We start from the raw sequence: 17219 nt of genomic DNA, 5'->3' as shown, positions 1-17219 counted from the left end.
TCCCCCATCATTTGTCTTTGTATGAGTACTTTAAAAGCGGGGTCCAAGGCCCCTAGTTTTACGACCCTGAACCAAGACGGGGAAAAGGTCTCTCTCAAGGATCTGGCCGGAAAAAAAGGTTTGGTATTATATTTTTATCCTAAGGACCAAACCCCAGGCTGCACTACTGAGGCCTGTGATTTTAGAGATAATTTCGCGAGACTGAAAAAGGAAGGTTATAACGTAGTTGGTGTCTCAAAAGATTCGGTTAAGTCCCACCAGAAATTTATAGAAAAACAAGAACTCAATTTTACTCTTCTCTCCGACGAGGACGGAAGTATCTGCGAGGCTTACGGAGTCTGGCAGTTGAAAAAATTTATGGGAAGAGAATTTATGGGGATCCTTAGGACCACATTCCTGATCGGAACAGATCTGAAAATTTTGAAAGTTTATCCGAAGGTAAGCGTGAAAGGTCACGTGGATGAGATACTCGGAGATATCAAGGCGTTGGACAAAAAATGAAGATAGAAAGATCAAAAATCAATTTTAGTATCGGGAAGAACACTTCCAAAAATATTTATAAAGTAATCCCCGTTACAAAAGACAATCTTCCTAAAGAATTAGAGACCAAATTTTCCGACCAGATCCGTTCCGGGATATTCTCCGCAGAATCAGGACAAAGTTTTATAGATGAATCGGAAAGAATTATCTATCTGGGCTTGGGGAATTCCAACAAGGTCAGCATTCGTTCCGTAGCCCAAATTTTCTTGAGCATAGGGGAAAAACTTCGCAAATGGGATTCGGTGGGATTGGAGATCAAACTCACAAGATTTTTGACCAAAACTCTTTCTACTTCTTCTTTAGTGTATCAGATCGCAAATTCAATCGATCTAGGTGCATTTCCTATCAATGTTCTTACAAAAGATTTTAAAGAGAAAAAGAATAAATTCGGAAATGTAAGTTTTGTATTAGAAGATCCTAATGCAGAAAAATCCGCTAAAACGGGTTTGGATAAATCCAGAGCGGTCAGTAAATATGTGAACGGTGCCAGATATATCGCTCATCTTCCTGCAAATCATTTCACTCCGGAAGAATTTGTTTCTCGTTCCAAAGAGATCGCAAAAGAAGCAGGACTAAAGATCACTGTGATGGACGAACCCCAGCTTAAAAAAGAAAAGATGGGTGGAATTCTCGCCGTTTCCCAAGGTTCCGACAAAAAACCTAAGATGATCGTTCTGGAATATAATCCTCCTAAGGCAAAATCCAAAAAGAAATTAGCACTGATCGGAAAAGGTCTTACATTCGATTCGGGCGGGATCAGTATCAAACCTGCACAAGACATGCATGAAATGAAATATGATATGTGCGGTGCTGCTGCAGTGATCCATGCGATCGGTGCGATCGCAGAATTAGGCATTTCTGTTCCGGTAATTGCGGCGATTGGAGTTGCGGAAAATATGCCGGATGCCGCCGCTTTAAAACCGGGAGACGTTTACACCGCTCATAACGGTCTCACTGTAGAAGTACAAAACACGGACGCAGAAGGCCGTCTCGTTTTGGGAGATGTTCTTTCTTATATCGGGAAAAAATACAAACCGGACTATATGGTGGATCTCGCCACTTTAACTGGAGCGATCATCATCTCCTTAGGTCATGAGGCTGCAGGAGTTATGAGTAATTCAGATAAGCTTCGTGGACTTTTGGACGAGGCTTCTACTTCTTCCGATGAAAGGACCTGGAATCTGCCTTTATGGGAAGAATACGGCGAAGATCTAAAGAGTGATATAGCTGATTTACGTAATATCGCAGGACGCCCTGGTGGAAGCCTTTCTGCCGCAAAATACCTGGAACGTTTTGTGGATTCAGGAATTGACTGGGCCCATATTGATATCGCAGGAACTGCTTGGAGAAAAAAAGCATCCGGAACCCAAATAGGTAACGGGCCAAGCGGATACGGTGTAAGACTACTTGTAGACTTGGCCGAAAAATTAGAAAAAAACCGGGGAGTTTAATCCCCGGCAATCTTCGATCCGCACCATAGGAAGACTGATCGGTTTTACCGTTCTGGGGTTATCAGTCTTCCTCTTCCATATTTATATTTCCGAATACCGCAAACGAAGGTACGGTATATTGTTTTAAGTAAGTAAAGTCCGATTGTTTCGTATATAGATTAGATTCGTCTATCGAACCGGGCGGCATAGAAGTATCATACAAAGCTTGTGCGGCATGCATTTCAGTTCTGCTCGGTTCGAATACGTTTCCGGTCAACATAGGGAACATCAGATCTTTAGGATCTTGAGAATGTTGTAACCCAAGACAATGCCCTACTTCGTGAGCAACGGTCGCGATTATATATTCTTTCGCGTCTATGGTGCTTCCTTCCATTCTCATCGCGTCCGCAGTCGCTTTGATCCTGTCTTTAAAAATAAAAATGACGCTGTTTTCTATACTAGTAGTTGCGCTGATGGAACAAGCTGCCAGATAAAACGGATTAGAAGAGAATAGCTGACAGTCCTTTGCGTTTTTTTGCGAGATCCCTTCTACATGACATTTACCCGATTCCGTAAATGCGATCGTGTTTCTCATTCTATCCACTCTTGTCTTAGCAGGATAGACATCTATGCCGAGACCCCATTTTTGGGCCGCCGCTTTTGTAAGTTGTAGTCCGCCTTTCATTTCTTCTCCGTATGCGATCCAGAGAAGTTGTTTTTCCTCCCAAGTGAGATCACTGGAAGGATTTCCCATTTGGGTACATTGCGAAAATGTAATAAGGCATAGTACGGATAGAGCTAAAGATACCTTCATTATTTTTCCCCAGAAAATATCCGTTTCAGAATTTTTGTTTTTAGAAAACGGATCCGACGAATACGGATTTAGCTTTTTGTAATGTATCTTTAAATTTTCTCTATCGCGGGATCGATCATCGCGAATGAGTTTTTCTTTTTTAGTCAGGTTTGTTTGCTCAACAAATCCCCGGTTCTAAATATTATGACGAAGCAGTTACAAAAATTTGCATCAAAAATTTTATTTTTAGAAAATTATATTAAATAAATCGAATGTTATATTTATTTCGGTTTGAGAATCGTTTTGAGAAGGGAACGCAAATACAAATACTCATTTTAGGTTAGTAAATTTATTTCCAAACTTCTTCTAAACGTTCCGATCTATGTTTTGAAATTTTTTATACCGAAAGATTTACTCTTCTCTTGGAAATTTTTTTCCAATTGCCTATAGTTGAGAAGGTCTCGCAAGTAACTCAAATATGTATAGAGAAGAATAGAAAAAACTAGAGTGAAAGAATGAGAGTTATTCTTTTGGAAATAACTCCAAAATGAAAATTGTTTCCGATGCTTCTTCGCCGATCTGCTTCCAATTTCTTAAGGGCCAGATGCTCCCTCAAAAACCCGACTTTTTTTCCCAAACTCCAAAAATCGGACGGTTTTTTGCTTGGCCCGTAGTGCGCCGCAAAAAGACTGGTCATAGATGGTGCAATGCACCATAAGAGGAGGCAAGGAGAATGCTCCAGCCTAAAGTTAGAAAAAGATACATATTCATCGCCTCATTACCACTGCTCTACCAATCATTTGTAGCCCCAATCGCGGGTTCCCTGATCGGAAAGAGCGCTCCTGGTAGGAACTCCCTTCCAGAATCCACTCAAATCAAAGAATACATTCGCTCCGAGAGACCAAGCCTGACGGAAACGGAGCTGGAACTTCTATCCTTAACCGTAGAAAAAGAATCAGAAAGGATCAATAATAGCGCCTGCGGAGTTTATTGCCAAAAAGGGGAGAAGGCAGGGTTACTTCTCGGGATCATCAAAACAGAGTCTGAATTCTACCGAAAAGCAAGATCCAAGAAGAATGCACTGGGACTTATGCAGATCATGCCTGGGACCGGATCCTGGATCGCATCCTGGGAAGGAAAACATATCAAAAAACAAGATCTACTGGAACCGGAGACAAATATCCATCTTGGAGTCTCTTATCTGAACCATCTTTTAGAAACTCACGAAGGAAATCTTCGTTTGGCTCTTCTCGCCTATAACGCGGGACCGGGAGCGGTTAAAAAATGGGGAGGAGTTCCTGCCTATGCAGAGAGTGTATTCTCGGGACAGGAAGAATATTTAGGAAGCAGGGAATCATTCTAACGTTTTTGCATCCATAGAACACAGGACCTAAGCATCTCGCTCATACTCTTCCGATCCGTATGAGCGGGGTGCCCGTGGCCAGGCAAAAGCCATTCAAAATCATAATTTTCCAAGTCCTTCATGGACTTGGTTTGTTCTTCCCAAGAATACCAACAAGCACCTCTAAAAGCGATCAGCTTTTCTCTCTTAGGATCAAACGCAAGATGGTCCCCTGAAAATAGAAATTTATGTTTATATAATAGAGTAGAATGTCCCCTCGTATGTCCAGGCCCGGGTATGATCAATAGATCTTTGCCAAGAGAGAATGGTTCTTTTCCTTTGATCACAATCTCCGCATTTGGAACCGCGGATAGATCTCCTTCATGTATGATCCTTTGGGTCCCGAAATCTCGGTGAAATTTTTCATGATCCGCCACATCGTCTCTATGTGTTAAAAAATGATATTTGATACCGCCCAGGTTTTTTATTTTTTCAGAAAGTGACGGGATATATCTGGGAGAATCCACAAGTACGTTACCTTCTTCCCTTATGATCAAATAGGAGAAGGCGCCGAATGAATCCTTAGAATGGAAACCGCAATGATATACCTCGTCTTGTATCTGTTTTGGAAAAGATAATTTTGCTTCTGTGAGATCTATACGATCTTCCGTTCCGATAGATGCTGTGGGACAGGCAACCAATGCTTGTAAGGCTTGGAATTTTTCGGATTCTGTTTCGGGTTGTTTTTTGACGAAGGAACCTGTTTGGTCTTCTCCAAAAATATCCGAGGCTAAGATCCTGCAGGTTTCACAATCGATACAACTGGAATCCACATAGATCTGTCCGGGAGAATTTTGGGCCTTTCTTTTTGTCAAAGTCGCCATAAGAATTAGACTGTTTCTTTATTTTACCCAGTCGCTTCTGTTAAAATACTTATCCTCCAAACTTTTTAATTCTCCAGTTCGCCTGAGTTCCGACAGGAAAAATTCAAAATTACGGGAGAAGTAAATATCTCCTTTGGGAAGTAAAGCGCTCACATGATTTTCCTGAGTGGATTCTATAAGCGCCCTAAAATTAGATAAAATACTTCTTTGTTTGAGTAATAAACCCCTGATATAAAGAGAATCTCCCACGAAACAATTCGCCTGTCCTTCTTTCACCGAATTCCAAGCGCTTTCCATGGAACCGTAAGTGAATATCCTGGAATTCGGAAAAATACTCAAAAGAAATTCATGGCTGGCGGAAAATGCTCTAACCGAAAAACTAAGCCCGCTTACGCTGTCCAGGTCCTTTACACTTCTGAAATATACCGTTGTGATGATATTTCCTTCCGGAGGAGGAGGAAGTGCATTCTTATTTACCAATGCACCTGTTGTAGAAACCAAATAAGGAGAACTGAAACTTCCTTTTTTAGATCTTTCTAATGTAGAACTTAAACCTGAAAACGCGATATCCGCTTCGCCTGTCTTGATCGCTTCCGCGAAATCTTCGAACTCGGGCCGATTTGTGAACGTGTATTTTACTCCCAAGAACTCGGCATATTTTTTACCTAACTCCGCATCGAATCCCGGAAAACCGTCTTTTGGATCTGAGATATAAAACGGGTCGAAGTTACGATTTCCAGTAACCCTCAATTCTCCCCTTTTCTGGATTTCTTCCAAACGAGAGCCCGAGATACCTTGTGCGAATACGGGAGAAAATATAAAAAACGAAAATAGAAGTCCGAATATTCGAAACACCGTTCTTTTATATTTTTTTAGCCCTTATGGATCAAGGGAAAAATCAGGGTTCTATCATACTCGAGTCGATCCGATAAATATGGATTTTTAGTAAGAATCAGGGAACGTTTTTACTGCTCCGGGTTTACTTATATATAGAGAATCCTGGAATCTTATTTTGAATCCTTTCAACCGATCCAATATACAAAACCCACAGACCTATATCGTATTTTTCTTATTTTGTTTTTTATCCTGTGAGAATAGGGATGCGGATAAAGTAAGTTTAACCGTTTTTGGGGACGGGGTTGCTTTTAATATAGATGGGGAATTGGACATGGACAAGACCGCAAGCTGTGGGACTGCCACTCCTTATAGTTCTTCCAGCACAAGCACTACCACGACTACTACAAGTACAAGCACCACGAACCTTTATACGGTGATCACAAGATTATACTTTAAGACAGGTGAATATCTTTATCTCAAGTTCTTATACGATGCTACCCAAAACCAAGGTTCTATCGATTCCACGCAAGGTTTCTCTTATTCGGGTGGAATAGGAACATCTGCGGTTGTTTCTAATTACGGTAAAATTTATTGGGGAGGAAGTGGAGTTCCTGTGGATACAAGCGTTTCCAGTTCCCAGGCTCTTTCTTATCTTACAGTGGATCTGGATCTGGTGGGCACAGCAGTTTCCAGCGGAAGTGTAGCTCTTTCTCTTACCCAATGTTATACTGTGGATAATATCAATTGTACTTCCGCAACTTCTACAAGTATGTGTTATACCCAAGACGGAGAGACCTGTTATAATACACAGAATGTTTCAGGTCCTTCTGTCAGTATCAAAGGAGAAGTGAATTGTACAAGTAGTACGATTTCTTCCGGAAGTTCTTCCAGCACTAGTACCACACAATAAAAATAATTCGTCAGAAATAGCAGGTGATCACTTGGATCTTAAAAAACTTAAATTACTCTTTTTTCTTTTACTGGTTTTAGGATCAGGGAATTCCTTATTTGCGGAACCCCCTCCTCCACCTCCGCCATTCGGTCCGGAACCGTTCGACTTCTTTATACCCGGAGGAGGCCCTGGCCCAAGAGAAAGAGAAGATAGAAATTTTGAAAGATTCTCCAAAGAACTTTCTCTCACAAAAGAACAGATCGAAAAAGCTAAGGCGGCGACAGACAAAAGATTGAATGTAAGCCGCAGTATGGGAGAGAAGTTGCCTGCTCTTCATGAATCCCTGCGTAAACTATTAGAATCCCCTAAAGTAGATCTGGCTGCGGTAAAATCCAAACTGAAAGAGATCAGCGACATACAATTAGAATTAAGATTTTTGCATATACAAGGAAGACTGGAATTCGAATCGATTCTGAATCCGGAACAAAAACAAAAACTGAATCAACTCCATAAGGAAAGATTGAACAGGATCAAAGAAAGAAGGGACTTTCCTCCCCATCATCACGGTCCGCCTCCCGGACCTCCTCCAGGAGACAGAGACTGTAAGAACCTGTCCATAAATGGCCAGGTTCTTGAAGCCCGAGATCAAATCTTTATCAGCGACTTAAGTTTTGGACCGGACTATAGATAGATAGAATGACGGAACCAGAATTAATCCGGATCATAGGATCCAGTAAGGAGACCGTCCTCAAATCCATCCGCAGGCATATTTTGCCCGGGATGGCTTCTTTAGTCGAGGACCTGGTCCAAGATACGCACTTGAGATATTATCTTAAGTTCAAAAACAAACCTTCTCTGGATCCTCAAGATGCAAATCGTTGGTTATACGTTGCGGCCAGGAACGAATGCAGAAGAGCGATCCGAAAATGGAATAGAGAAGGAAGAGCTTATTCAAAACTACAGGCTGAGATAAAAGTTTCAGAAAAAAAAGAACAAGATATTGCGGCGATCGAACCTGATCCGGACAAACGTAAATGGATGGAATCTCAAATTAATCTCTTGCCTTCTCCATATAAAGAAACTATGATACTTAGGTTGGGCGGCGAGAAGATGGAATCGATCGCTAAAAAATTGGATATCTCCGAAGGAACAGTCAAGTCCAGGATCTCCAGAGCAAAAGAATGGTTGTCCCGGTTCGCAAATTCCAATCGGAAAGGGAAAGAAGAGAAATGAAAGAACAACATATCGATCCCGAAATAGAACAAAAAATCGGTTCCTTACTGAAAGATCCCGATCTTGCTAAAAGGATTGCAGGCAAGGTAATCTCCAAAGCGGAAACTCAAAAAACAATTAACAAAATGTTCGCATGGCAGGCGGCAATCGCTGCGGTTCTACTTTTAGGATTAGCGGGGCTTGCTACTTTTTATGTGCGTAGTTTGAGAGAATCCGAAGATAATTATTCAAATTCACAAAACTCCGCACAATATCTGGCTTCTCCCATCGAAACGGAATATCTCTGGGAAAATACGGATCTGATCATAGAAACTTCTTTTTCCGAAAGGTAGAAGTTCAAACAAGTGGACCTTATTTTTTATCGCCAAAAGGGAAGAAGAAGGTCCGAAAGATCTAAAATCCCAGCCCCGAAATCAATCCGTCTGCAACTGTGGGATATTTTTATAATATTCTAATGATTCAGGATTGATCAGAGCATCTTGATTCGTGACGACTTCTCCTTGCACAGTCTTCTTAACCGCGATCTCTACCTTCTTCATGTTTCGTGTATAAGGAATATCTGCTACTTGGATGATCTTAGATGGAACGTGACGAGGGGAAACCTTGTCCTTAATTTCCTTTTTGATCTTGGACTCGAATGTAGGATCTAAGACCGCACCTGGGACCATCTTTAAGAATAGAACGACTCTTACGTCATCCTTCCATTCTTGTCCGATCACTACAGAATCTGCGATTTCTAAAATGGTTTCGAGTAGACTGTATAGATCGGCGGTTCCGATACGAACTCCTCCAGGATTCAAAGTAGCATCCGATCTTCCGTATACTACCATTCCCCCATTCGAAAGAATTTCTGCAAAATCACCATGTCTCCATATATTCGGATACGTATCGAAATAAGCTCCTAGGTATTTTTTACCGTCCGGATCATTCCAAAATTCCAATGGCATAGAAGGAAATGGTTTTGTGCAAACCAACTCTCCTTTTTGTCCTTGGACCGGTTTTCCGGAATCATCAAAAATTTGAACGGACATCCCGAGGCCCAAGGATTGTAATTCTCCGGAATGTACTGGTAAATTAGGATTTCCTAATGCAAAACATCCATTCAGATCTGTTCCTCCTGAAATAGAGGAAAGTCTTAGATCCTTCTTCCAAGATTCGTATACATATTCGAATCCGTATCCAGGCAAAGGGGATCCTGTGGAAAGTACCGCTTTTACGGAAGATAGATCCACGCTCGGTTTGTATTTTTCCTTCTCCAAGCTGAGAATATACTTAGCTCCTACCCCGAATACTTTCACATTACGATCGGAAACATAACGGAATAATACTCCAGGATCAGGATGAAATGGATTTCCATCGAATAAATGTATTGCAGCACCGATAGAAAGAGAACTTACCAACCAGTTCCACATCATCCATCCGCAGGTTGTATAGTAGAAGATCCCATCGCCTTCTTTCAGATCCGTATGTAGTGCGAGTTCTTTCCAATGATTCAGGAAAACCCCGGAACCTTGGACCATACATTTTGGAAGTCCGGTTGTTCCGGAAGAATACATGATATAAACAGGATGATCAAAAGTTGTTTGGTAAAACTCAGGGTCCTGGCCCAAAAAAGATCCATAAGATCCTTGTAATGGGATCGAATTTTTAGGAAATCCATCCGTGATATTCTTCCGATCGCCTGATCCTAAACTGGGATATTCAGAAACTAGGATCTTTTTCAGATCGGAAAGCTGGGAAGAGATCTCTTGCACAATCGCCGCAAGTGGAAGTGACTTTCCTTTAAATTCATATCGATCCGTGGTAATCAGAATTTTAGGTTTGATCTGACCGAATCGATCCAAAACTCCTTTAACCCCAAAATCGGGAGAACAAGAAGTCCAAACTGCTCCGATACTTGTGGCAGCTAACATTGCAAGAACCGTATCCGGAACATTCGGCATGAGTCCTGCGATCCTATCCCCAGGCACCACACCTTCCGATCTAAAATAGGCGGCAAGCGCTCCTACATTTTTATAAAGTTCGGAATAGGCCAGGCTCTTCTCCGCTCCGTTTTCTCCCCTGTAAAAGATAGCGATCGTATCGTCTTTTTTTCGAAGTAAATTTTGGGCGAAGTTCAGTTTTGCTCCCGGAAAGAATTGAGCCTCTCTAAAAGTTTTTCCAGGGCGGATCACTTCGTCGTACGTTTTGGAATGGATGACTGGAGCAAACTCCCAAAGCAGCCCCCAAAATTTTTCGGGGAATTCCACAGACCAGGAATGTAACTCTGAGTAGTTCAGGAATTTTTTACCGATCTTTTGTTCTGCAAAATTTTGGAATTCAGTAAGTCTTGAGTTTTGAATGAGTTCGGGACTGGGAGTCCAAAGGGTTTGATTCATGTCCGGCCTGTTATCTTCGTTTTTTTCAATCGAAGGTCAACAGTAAATTAGTTGTGAAGTGAAAGCCGTCCCGTAAGATTTGTGAGTCGATAAAAGTCCGGAGTTCCAGTTGTCAGACCTGAATCATCTCAACCTGCCTACGATCCTATTTTTATGCGTAAGTTTGGTCTACGCATTCCACGGTTTTCTGCACCAGTTAGTAGTGGGAGGCGCAATCTCGGTCTTCCAGCATCCGGACGAAAGACAGTCCAGAATGATCCTAATGGTTTGGATCGCCACCGGCGGGTTCATGAGTTTTCTGGGGTTATTGCCTACGGTCCTTCTTCTTTTATACGGAGCGGACTCTGAACCGGTAAAGGCGGTTCTTTGGACCAATACTTTGGCTCTTTGTTTTTTAGCGGTCCACTTTGTTCTTTGCGGAGTGATGAGGCTTCCGAGGCCTTTACGCATCGGCTTTTATTTCACGATCTCTTATGCGGTGGCGAATTTGGTTTTTCTTTTTACGTACGGCAAAGTTTGATTCTATAGAAGTCGCGTTGTTGGAGCTCCTACACGGACTCTGAGTGCGATCTAGGAGTTCCTACGTAAGTCAGGAAACGGTTATGCTGATTTTGATGCAGTTTGTTTGATTTAAGATTTAACTTCGCTTCGCTCAGTTACCCTCCGGGAATTTCCTTCCCTATGGGTCAGGAAATCGGCTCGTAATACGCCAAGTTTTCCGGGCCTTCGTGAATGACGATCCGATCTACTTTACCCTGAGCTTCAGCCACGCTATCCTTTAAGCCATGATAAAACCAACGGGCCATATTCTCAGAAGTTGGATTTGTCTTTTGGAAATCCGCATGATCATTGATCAGAATATGGTCTAACTCAGCCACTAACTCTTTGAGCTTACGTTTTGAGGTTAAAAAATCGAAACTGATCCCGTCTTCCCCGATATTCTTTTGGCCGGAGAGATAGACTTCTACCTTGAAGGAATGGCCGTGAATCGGCTCATCCGAGCCATCAGGGAAGTATTTATAGAGATAATGAGAAGATTCGAACCTTTCTTCGATACGAATATAGAATTTGCCGGTTTCTTGAAAAAACATGGAATTGACTTTGGCCTAGGGAGTCTATATACTGGAACTTAAACCAGTACTTAGGAGATTTTCCCCATGTCGGAAGCGGTCAAGCCAAGATTTTTTAAAGAAATGACGGTAGGCGAAGCGATCGGTCTTCATCCTGAAGCAGGATTGGTATTCTCTAGCTATCATTTAGGCGGATGCTCTCATTGTTCCATCAACGAACTCGAAACTATCGAGCAAGTTTGTATGGGCTACGGTGTAGAAGTGGATGTTCTTCTAGATAGTCTGAACAATCTACTCGAGGACGGAGAGTAATCTCTCCGCCTTCGGGCCTTCTTCTTTATCGCGATTTTATTATATAAAATATTTCCTAATCTTTTCCAGCTCTTCCCCTTTTTCACATCCAAACCATTGCAATAGTTTTAGCAGAGTTTTCTCTCCCTTTGGGTTGAGTAGAAGTTTATTGAGTGCACTTCTGATCCCGAAAAATTTACGAAGATCCGGGATTTTTGGGGTCGGAATACTCAGGCCGATATAGGACATCCCCACTTTAGTATCTCCTAATTCTCCTGGTTTTCTCATCTTTTCCAGATCTTGGCTTACATTATATAATGTTTTTTTAAACTTAGAGATCTGAGCAGGGTTTTCACTTTCTAATGCGGTTTGGTATTCTCCGATCCATTCCCTGAACTTTTTGTATTTTTCTCTGGTCTCCATCGCTGCAGGTATGATCTCGGAGAGGGAAGAGGAAGATCCTATCACCTCAGTCACCAAAGGAGGAAGGATCAGTTGAAAATTATTCATTCTTCCGACTGGAGTGAGGCTTGTGAATACCTTCACTCTTTCTTCGTCTATCCACTCTTTTACTTCTGAATTGATATCCGTGCTTGGTTTGAATAAAGGTACTTGTTCCAATAGAGAAGCACGGATTGGATGAGCCACATAATGTGCACCTAAAAATGTACTTCTTCCTAAATTTCCCGCGGCTCCCCAAACCACCTGACTGAAATAGTCGTGGGGGGATTGTTTGTTCTCCCTATAGCCAAGCAGATTTTCTTCCTGGTGTTTTTTCATCAGGTCCGTGGCACATAATAATTTTAAGGCCTCGTTCCTGGAATCTTTCACCTCGGGTTCATCAGTGGGAATATCGACAGAAACTAAAAGATTTCCGTCCAAGGAGTCCAGGCTTTCGAAGGAATTCCAGCCTGCGGAGAATTTTTGGTCGTAGAATATTTTTTCTCTTAGAACAAGTTCATTGATCAAATGAAATAAACTTTCAATCTGAACGCACGCAGTGCAGATCTCAGTCCAATCATAAGAATTTGTTTCTTTATTTATTTTTAATACTTTAGAATTCGAGAAGTCCGGCCCCTTTGAAAATAGATCGAAAAGGCTTTCGAATGTCCAATTATCCCAGAAAGAAGTATTGTATTGCATCGTAAAGGTCTCGGATTTTCTCCGATATCCTTAAAATTGCAAACCAAATTACGTTGTGGTAGTGTTAGGTGATCACTCCCCTTTTTGGGGAATATAATAATACCGAATTCCCGCCTTGCGGAAATAATAACGGATCTCTGAGGATTGTTTATCGGTAGGTTGTAATCTTCTTTTAAAAGTATCTTCAGGAATACGGAATGTGTCTCCTAAAGCGTCGCATCTAAAAAATCGATTCCCTTCCGGATAACGGATCATGAGTAAGGACCCAGGTTCCGTTTCCCAGGCTCTACCTTCTCCTTCCCAAGAAAAGTATATGGATCTGCTCGGGAAGATAGGGTATTTTTTTCCTTCGTAGAGTACCTTGTCCTTGTTTCTATGTACGTTCCTGAATATCTTTTTAGGACCGGATTTTACTATAAAATGGACTGTACCGCATCTAAATGTGAGAAGTAGAGGTATCCCACTCAAGGAACCCGGCTCCAGCCCCGCCACGGATACGTTAGCTGAAACTCGATTTGTATTTTCGGCGATCCTTCCTAATGTGGAACGCATGGACTCGTCTAAAAATTCTACAGTATCGTCTTTACGTATCTTCTCTAATTGTCTATAAATACGATCGAATTCTTGTTTTTCGTAAGCCTTGTTACGGACAAAACCATCCAACTGTCTTTTTAGATTGGAAAGTCTGGCTTTAAAATAAGGAGTATCGTTACGGGAAGCTACATCGAACATTTCTTCCCAGAGTGTTTCTAATTCTCTGACTTCAGAATCTTGGTCGTAGGTATTCTTCTCCACTTCTTCCAAGATATAGCGGAACTTTCTTTTCAGATCGAATAGAAATCTGGAGTCTTTTACTCTTTCCATGCCGGCTTTAATAGAATATCGGCATGCTCTTTTGCAATACCAGCCATTTTACCGATCCAAATTTCAGTTTGCGTGTTTTCTCATCTTGATAGAGAGAATGATCCCGACCGCAACCATGGACATAATCAAGTGAGAACCACCGTAACTCATGAAGGTTAGAGGGATCCCTGTCACCGGCAATAATCCGAGAACGATACCTATATTGATCGCCATATGATAGAATAACATCGCTACGATCCCGGATGCTAGTAGAGATCCGAATCTGTCCTTACTTTCGTAACTGATCTGCAGTCCTCTAAGCGGAATAGAGAATAAGAAGAAGAGCAAAAATACGGATCCTATAAATCCTGTTTGTTCCGCCCAAGACGCGAAAATAAAATCCGTACTGGATTCAGGAACATGAGGGATCTTTCCTTCCGTCATTTCCGCGTTTAAAAATCCTTTTCCGACTAATTTTCCGGAGCCCACTGCAGGTTTGGATGCTCTTAGCTGGTATCCTGCGTCTTGTTTGAACTCGTCCGGATTTAAGAATGCGGTCAATCGGATGACCTGGTTTTCCCGGAAAGGAACAGTTTTCATTACAACTACCGCGGAGATCAAACTGACTCCCAAAATACCGAGAGGAATATAATAAGAACGTAATGTTTTACTTCCCCGAGCAACCCGGAGTAAGATCATAATGATACTAAATATGATGAGCGTTGCGCCTACTCCGATCAATAATCCTTGGTTAGAGAGAAGCTTAAATATAAAACTACCTTCTAAATCGATTACCTGATCGAATACTTCTCTCAATGAGGCGATTGTTTTAGGAGTTAAATTTGCCCCGGCTACTTCTTTCCCATCCAATACCTGCCAGGTTTTTCCACCCAATCGGTTTACTACGGATAGAAGGTCCGTTTTTCCGGTCCTTTGTAAGAATGCGAGGATATCATTCAGTAATGTAAGTTTGGAATATTCCACATACATAGGAAGAACGAGTGAGATCCCTCCGAATGTGATAAAGGAACCGATGTGAAAATAGTCGGCTCCTCCTAAGAATAACATCGTGAATAAGATCGGTAAAAAGGATACCGCAGTTCCGAAGTCGGGCTGCAATAGTATCAAAGCCATTGGGAGTAGAACGATCCCGAATGGGATGACTAGTACCACAAGCTTCTTCATTTCTTTTTCTTTTAATACTAGATACTGGCCTAGTAAGATCACCGTGGCAAGTTTTGCGAACTCGGATGCTTGCAATAAGAACGGTCCTATCTTGATCCAAGATCTTGCACCTCGACTGGAAGGGAGATATCCGATCCATTTAACGAGTGTAAGCGCTAAGAGTAAAATTGCGAATCCATATACGAATAACGCATAAGCCCCGATCAATTGGTAATTGATCCTGGACACGAACCACATGATCACTAAACCACCGAGGAAGAATAAGAACTGTTTGAACCATTTATGGCTCATGAGCCCGACACTAGGATCATCAAAATTATATTCTTGTGAATATAATGTAAGAACACTGCAGATCACCACTATGATGACCGAGCCTACCAAAAAGTAGTCAATCCTATCTATGGAACGATCCGACATCATTGTACATTCTCCGGCGCTATAGGAGCGGTCTCAGGTATCTCCGCAGTTCTTTTGAAACTTCCGGGAGGGAAAGCGGCTCTAAACATTTCTCTTGCGACAGGCGCTGCTCCGGCCGCTCCACCCACTCCGTATTCTACGAATACGGCGACTAACACTTGTTCGCTGACAGGAGCATTTGCAGGTGCATATCCTATGAACCAAGCGTGGTTGGATCCGGAAGATCCCCTTCTTCTTGTTTGGGCTGTTCCCGTTTTTCCTGCAATATCAGGAAGCCCGGGTTTATTTAATACGAATGCAGCAGTTCCATTTTTCACAACTAATCTAAGCCCGGCTTTGATCGCTTCTACAGTAGAAGATTGGATCGGAATATCGCTCAATCTTTGAGGATCCGTTCTATTGATAATGGAATTGTCTAACGGATCCCTGATCTCGTTGACTATATAAGGCTGGTAGATCTGTCCTCTGTTCAATAGTCCTGCGTAAAACAAAGTCATGGAAAGAGGAGTAACCGACATGAATCCTTGTCCGATAGAAAGGTTGATCGTATCTCCATCGAACCATCTGGTCCCATAAATCCTTTTTTTCCATGCAGGAGAAGGAACCTGGCCCGCAATCTCTCCCGGAAGATCTACTTTGGATTTTTGATCCAGCAGGAACAAACGAGAATAAGTTAAGATAGGATCAGAACCTAGTTTATATCCAAGATTATAAAAATACACGGAGCATGATTTTTGAAGAGCATGAGCCAGGTCATTCGTACCATGCCCTCCCTTCTCCCAACAGTAAAAGACTTGGTCTGGAACACCCGCAAATGTGGACTTAAGAGTGTAGCTACCATTACATTGGTAACTTGTTTCGGGAGTATAATCCACCTTGTGTCCGCTTTCCAAAGCAGCAAGTGCAACTAACGTTTTATAGGTAGAAGCCGGCGGGAATTTGGATTGGATCGCAAGATTTAAAAATCCACCGTTCGCATCCACTCTCTTATAATGTGCGGTCCTTTCCGATCTACTTTTTCCGGAGAGAACATTCGGATCATAGCTTGGATTAGAAGCCATCGCCAAAATTTCCCCGGTGGAAGGACGCATTGCGATTGCAGTCCCTCTGGCACCTTTGAGCGCCTTATAGGCAGCAAGTTGAATGTCTTTGTCTATCGTAAGAACAAGGTTGTTTCCGGGAGTAGAATGTTCTACCACCCTTTCTTCTTCGATATTTCCCTCGGAACTTCTTTTCTGGATCCTAAATCCATCCGTTCCTCTAAGTCTTGAGTCGTATTGGAGCTCCAACCCGTCTTTCCCAAGCCATTGGTAAGATTTGATCTCACGGGTAAGAAGGTCCGTTTTACTAGGCTTACCTATATATCCGGTGACGTGAGCGAGAGCAGGCCCCATCTTATAGATCCTTCTGGGAGAAGGTACTAAGATCACATATTTAGATATATTATCAAAAACTGATATACGCTCTTGTTGAGCCTTAGAGATAGCTTCTAAAAGTACGAATGGTTTTTTAGTTTTGATCTTTTTGGAAAATTTTGGCTCTAACAAGTCCTCTTCGTAATAGGACATCGGAATGGAAAGAGTTCTCGCAAATTCCTGTAAGAAATTTTTGACCTTAGTTGGATCATATTTGAGTAAAGAAGTGTTTAATACCGCATCCAAACTGGAATAATTGGAAACAAGAGCCATGGAAGTTTCAGGAGTAAGAAAGTTCCTATCGAACATTTCTCCCCTGGCGGCAGGAATGGTCTCACTTTTTCGGACGAACTTCTCCGCCTTTAAAGAGTTATCGGTTCCTTGTACGATCTGAAGGTTGAATAGCTGGATCACGAATGCAATTAATGCAAACGCAACAAGTCCGGAGAACATGTATAGTCTCAGCCTGAAACTGCGCTCAAGCCTAAACTCCGTGGCTGAAGAAGATCCTCCTCCCCCCAACATT

18 protein-coding genes are annotated in these 17219 nt (G+C 42.1%); 9 read left to right on the top strand and 9 right to left on the bottom strand.

All coding sequences use genetic code 11. The features are described 5' to 3' along the window. The first annotated feature begins 21 nt into the window (after window positions 1-21). Both bcp and EHR06_RS05540 read left to right on the top strand, forming a co-directional pair. The gene (gene bcp, locus EHR06_RS05545; protein ID WP_100711603.1) at window positions 22-501 is read left to right on the top strand and encodes a thioredoxin-dependent thiol peroxidase; all 480 of its coding nucleotides are present in this window, start codon (window positions 22-24) and stop codon (window positions 499-501) included. Next, on the top strand, window positions 498-1991 hold the full coding sequence (locus tag EHR06_RS05540; protein WP_135756059.1) for a leucyl aminopeptidase: 1494 nt from the start codon (window positions 498-500) through the stop codon (window positions 1989-1991). The genes bcp and EHR06_RS05540 overlap by 4 nt, the downstream gene beginning before the upstream one ends. A gap of 61 nt (window positions 1992-2052) precedes the next feature. Here EHR06_RS05540 and EHR06_RS05535 read toward each other — a convergent pair whose 3' ends face one another. Further along, window positions 2053-2784 (bottom strand): matrixin family metalloprotease, encoded by a 732-nt coding sequence (locus EHR06_RS05535; protein WP_244288504.1) that lies wholly within the window; start codon window positions 2782-2784, stop codon window positions 2053-2055. Window positions 2785-3496: 712 nt separating this feature from the next. Here EHR06_RS05535 and EHR06_RS05530 point away from each other — a divergent pair. Continuing rightward, a complete protein-coding gene (locus EHR06_RS05530; RefSeq protein WP_135756058.1) occupies window positions 3497-4126 on the top strand; it encodes a lytic transglycosylase domain-containing protein in 630 nt (209 codons plus the stop codon). Here the strand turns inward: EHR06_RS05530 and EHR06_RS05525 are convergent. Then, entirely contained in the window at window positions 4123-4989 is an 867-nt protein-coding gene (locus EHR06_RS05525) for an MBL fold metallo-hydrolase (protein ID WP_135756057.1), read from the bottom strand. The two genes, EHR06_RS05530 and EHR06_RS05525, sit on opposite strands and share 4 nt — an antisense overlap. Window positions 4990-5007: 18 nt before the next feature. Then, window positions 5008-5844, bottom strand: a complete 837-nt coding sequence (locus EHR06_RS05520) for a substrate-binding periplasmic protein (protein ID WP_135756056.1) — start codon at window positions 5842-5844, stop codon at window positions 5008-5010. A 157-nt stretch (window positions 5845-6001) separates the two neighbouring features. Here EHR06_RS05520 and EHR06_RS05515 point away from each other — a divergent pair, with 157 nt between their 5' ends. From EHR06_RS05515 to EHR06_RS05500, 4 genes are read left to right on the top strand one after another with little or no spacing between them, the layout of a single operon-like run. Beyond that, on the top strand, window positions 6002-6736 hold the full coding sequence (locus tag EHR06_RS05515; protein ID WP_135756055.1) for an LIC10920 family plasminogen-binding lipoprotein: 735 nt from the start codon (window positions 6002-6004) through the stop codon (window positions 6734-6736). 31 nt (window positions 6737-6767) lie between these two features. Further along, entirely contained in the window at window positions 6768-7409 is a 642-nt protein-coding gene (locus tag EHR06_RS05510; RefSeq protein WP_244288503.1) for a Spy/CpxP family protein refolding chaperone, read from the top strand. Between the two features lie 5 nt (window positions 7410-7414). Then, window positions 7415-7951 (top strand): RNA polymerase sigma factor, encoded by a 537-nt coding sequence (locus EHR06_RS05505; RefSeq protein WP_135756054.1) that lies wholly within the window; start codon window positions 7415-7417, stop codon window positions 7949-7951. Then, window positions 7948-8283: a hypothetical protein gene (locus EHR06_RS05500; RefSeq protein ID WP_135756053.1), complete on the top strand. Its 336-nt coding sequence runs from the start codon at window positions 7948-7950 to the stop codon at window positions 8281-8283. Before EHR06_RS05505 ends, EHR06_RS05500 begins: the two co-directional genes overlap by 4 nt. 81 nt (window positions 8284-8364) lie before the next feature. On the opposite strand, the gene EHR06_RS05495 is transcribed toward EHR06_RS05500, so the two are convergent. After that, the gene (locus EHR06_RS05495; RefSeq protein ID WP_135756052.1) at window positions 8365-10329 is read right to left on the bottom strand and encodes an acetoacetate--CoA ligase; all 1965 of its coding nucleotides are present in this window, start codon (window positions 10327-10329) and stop codon (window positions 8365-8367) included. A 109-nt stretch (window positions 10330-10438) separates the two neighbouring features. On the opposite strand from EHR06_RS05495, the gene EHR06_RS05490 reads away from it, so the two are divergent. Next, window positions 10439-10849 (top strand): hypothetical protein, encoded by a 411-nt coding sequence (locus EHR06_RS05490; protein WP_135615493.1) that lies wholly within the window; start codon window positions 10439-10441, stop codon window positions 10847-10849. Between the two features lie 166 nt (window positions 10850-11015). Here the strand turns inward: EHR06_RS05490 and EHR06_RS05485 are convergent, their stop codons facing one another. After that, window positions 11016-11420, bottom strand: a complete 405-nt coding sequence (locus EHR06_RS05485; protein WP_135756051.1) for a 6-carboxytetrahydropterin synthase — start codon at window positions 11418-11420, stop codon at window positions 11016-11018. 66 nt (window positions 11421-11486) lie between these two features. Between EHR06_RS05485 and EHR06_RS05480 the strand changes: the two genes are divergently transcribed. After that, on the top strand, window positions 11487-11711 hold the full coding sequence (locus EHR06_RS05480; RefSeq protein ID WP_008593840.1) for a DUF1858 domain-containing protein: 225 nt from the start codon (window positions 11487-11489) through the stop codon (window positions 11709-11711). 39 nt (window positions 11712-11750) lie between these two features. Here the strand turns inward: EHR06_RS05480 and EHR06_RS05475 are convergent, their stop codons facing one another. The 4 genes from EHR06_RS05475 to mrdA all read right to left on the bottom strand — a co-directional run bounded on the left by EHR06_RS05475 (window position 11751) and on the right by mrdA (window position 17218). Beyond that, window positions 11751-12833, bottom strand: a complete 1083-nt coding sequence (locus EHR06_RS05475; RefSeq protein ID WP_135756050.1) for a hypothetical protein — start codon at window positions 12831-12833, stop codon at window positions 11751-11753. A gap of 72 nt (window positions 12834-12905) precedes the next feature. After that, the gene (locus EHR06_RS05470) at window positions 12906-13697 is read right to left on the bottom strand and encodes a hypothetical protein (RefSeq protein ID WP_135756049.1); all 792 of its coding nucleotides are present in this window, start codon (window positions 13695-13697) and stop codon (window positions 12906-12908) included. 63 nt (window positions 13698-13760) lie between these two features. Beyond that, on the bottom strand, window positions 13761-15281 hold the full coding sequence (gene rodA / locus EHR06_RS05465) for a rod shape-determining protein RodA (RefSeq protein WP_135756048.1): 1521 nt from the start codon (window positions 15279-15281) through the stop codon (window positions 13761-13763). Next, the gene (gene mrdA / locus EHR06_RS05460) at window positions 15278-17218 is read right to left on the bottom strand and encodes a penicillin-binding protein 2 (RefSeq protein ID WP_135756047.1); all 1941 of its coding nucleotides are present in this window, start codon (window positions 17216-17218) and stop codon (window positions 15278-15280) included. Before mrdA ends, rodA begins: the two co-directional genes overlap by 4 nt. Window position 17219: the final 1 nt, after the last annotated feature.

The organism is Leptospira dzoumogneensis, from assembly GCF_004770895.1.
GTDB classification, from domain to species: Bacteria; Spirochaetota; Leptospiria; order Leptospirales; family Leptospiraceae; genus Leptospira_B; species Leptospira_B dzoumogneensis.
Note: the sequence above shows the minus strand (reverse complement) of the source record. Positions and strands in the feature narration are given on the sequence as shown.

What these genes read in the sequence shown, in the direction of transcription:
- bcp (WP_100711603.1), top strand. Translation starts at nt 22, where the DNA reads ATGAGTACTTTAAAAGCGGGGTCCAAGGCCCCTAGTTTTACGACCCTG.
- EHR06_RS05540 (WP_135756059.1), top strand. Translation starts at nt 498, where the DNA reads ATGAAGATAGAAAGATCAAAAATCAATTTTAGTATCGGGAAGAACACT.
- EHR06_RS05535 (WP_244288504.1), bottom strand. Translation starts at nt 2,784, where the DNA reads ATGAAGGTATCTTTAGCTCTATCCGTACTATGCCTTATTACATTTTCG.
- EHR06_RS05530 (WP_135756058.1), top strand. Translation starts at nt 3,497, where the DNA reads ATGCTCCAGCCTAAAGTTAGAAAAAGATACATATTCATCGCCTCATTA.
- EHR06_RS05525 (WP_135756057.1), bottom strand. Translation starts at nt 4,989, where the DNA reads ATGGCGACTTTGACAAAAAGAAAGGCCCAAAATTCTCCCGGACAGATC.
- EHR06_RS05505 (WP_135756054.1), top strand. Translation starts at nt 7,415, where the DNA reads ATGACGGAACCAGAATTAATCCGGATCATAGGATCCAGTAAGGAGACC.
- EHR06_RS05500 (WP_135756053.1), top strand. Translation starts at nt 7,948, where the DNA reads ATGAAAGAACAACATATCGATCCCGAAATAGAACAAAAAATCGGTTCC.
- EHR06_RS05495 (WP_135756052.1), bottom strand. Translation starts at nt 10,329, where the DNA reads ATGAATCAAACCCTTTGGACTCCCAGTCCCGAACTCATTCAAAACTCA.
- EHR06_RS05485 (WP_135756051.1), bottom strand. Translation starts at nt 11,420, where the DNA reads ATGTTTTTTCAAGAAACCGGCAAATTCTATATTCGTATCGAAGAAAGG.
- EHR06_RS05480 (WP_008593840.1), top strand. Translation starts at nt 11,487, where the DNA reads ATGTCGGAAGCGGTCAAGCCAAGATTTTTTAAAGAAATGACGGTAGGC.
- EHR06_RS05475 (WP_135756050.1), bottom strand. Translation starts at nt 12,833, where the DNA reads ATGCAATACAATACTTCTTTCTGGGATAATTGGACATTCGAAAGCCTT.
- EHR06_RS05470 (WP_135756049.1), bottom strand. Translation starts at nt 13,697, where the DNA reads ATGGAAAGAGTAAAAGACTCCAGATTTCTATTCGATCTGAAAAGAAAG.
- rodA (WP_135756048.1), bottom strand. Translation starts at nt 15,281, where the DNA reads ATGATGTCGGATCGTTCCATAGATAGGATTGACTACTTTTTGGTAGGC.
- mrdA (WP_135756047.1), bottom strand. Translation starts at nt 17,218, where the DNA reads ATGTTGGGGGGAGGAGGATCTTCTTCAGCCACGGAGTTTAGGCTTGAG.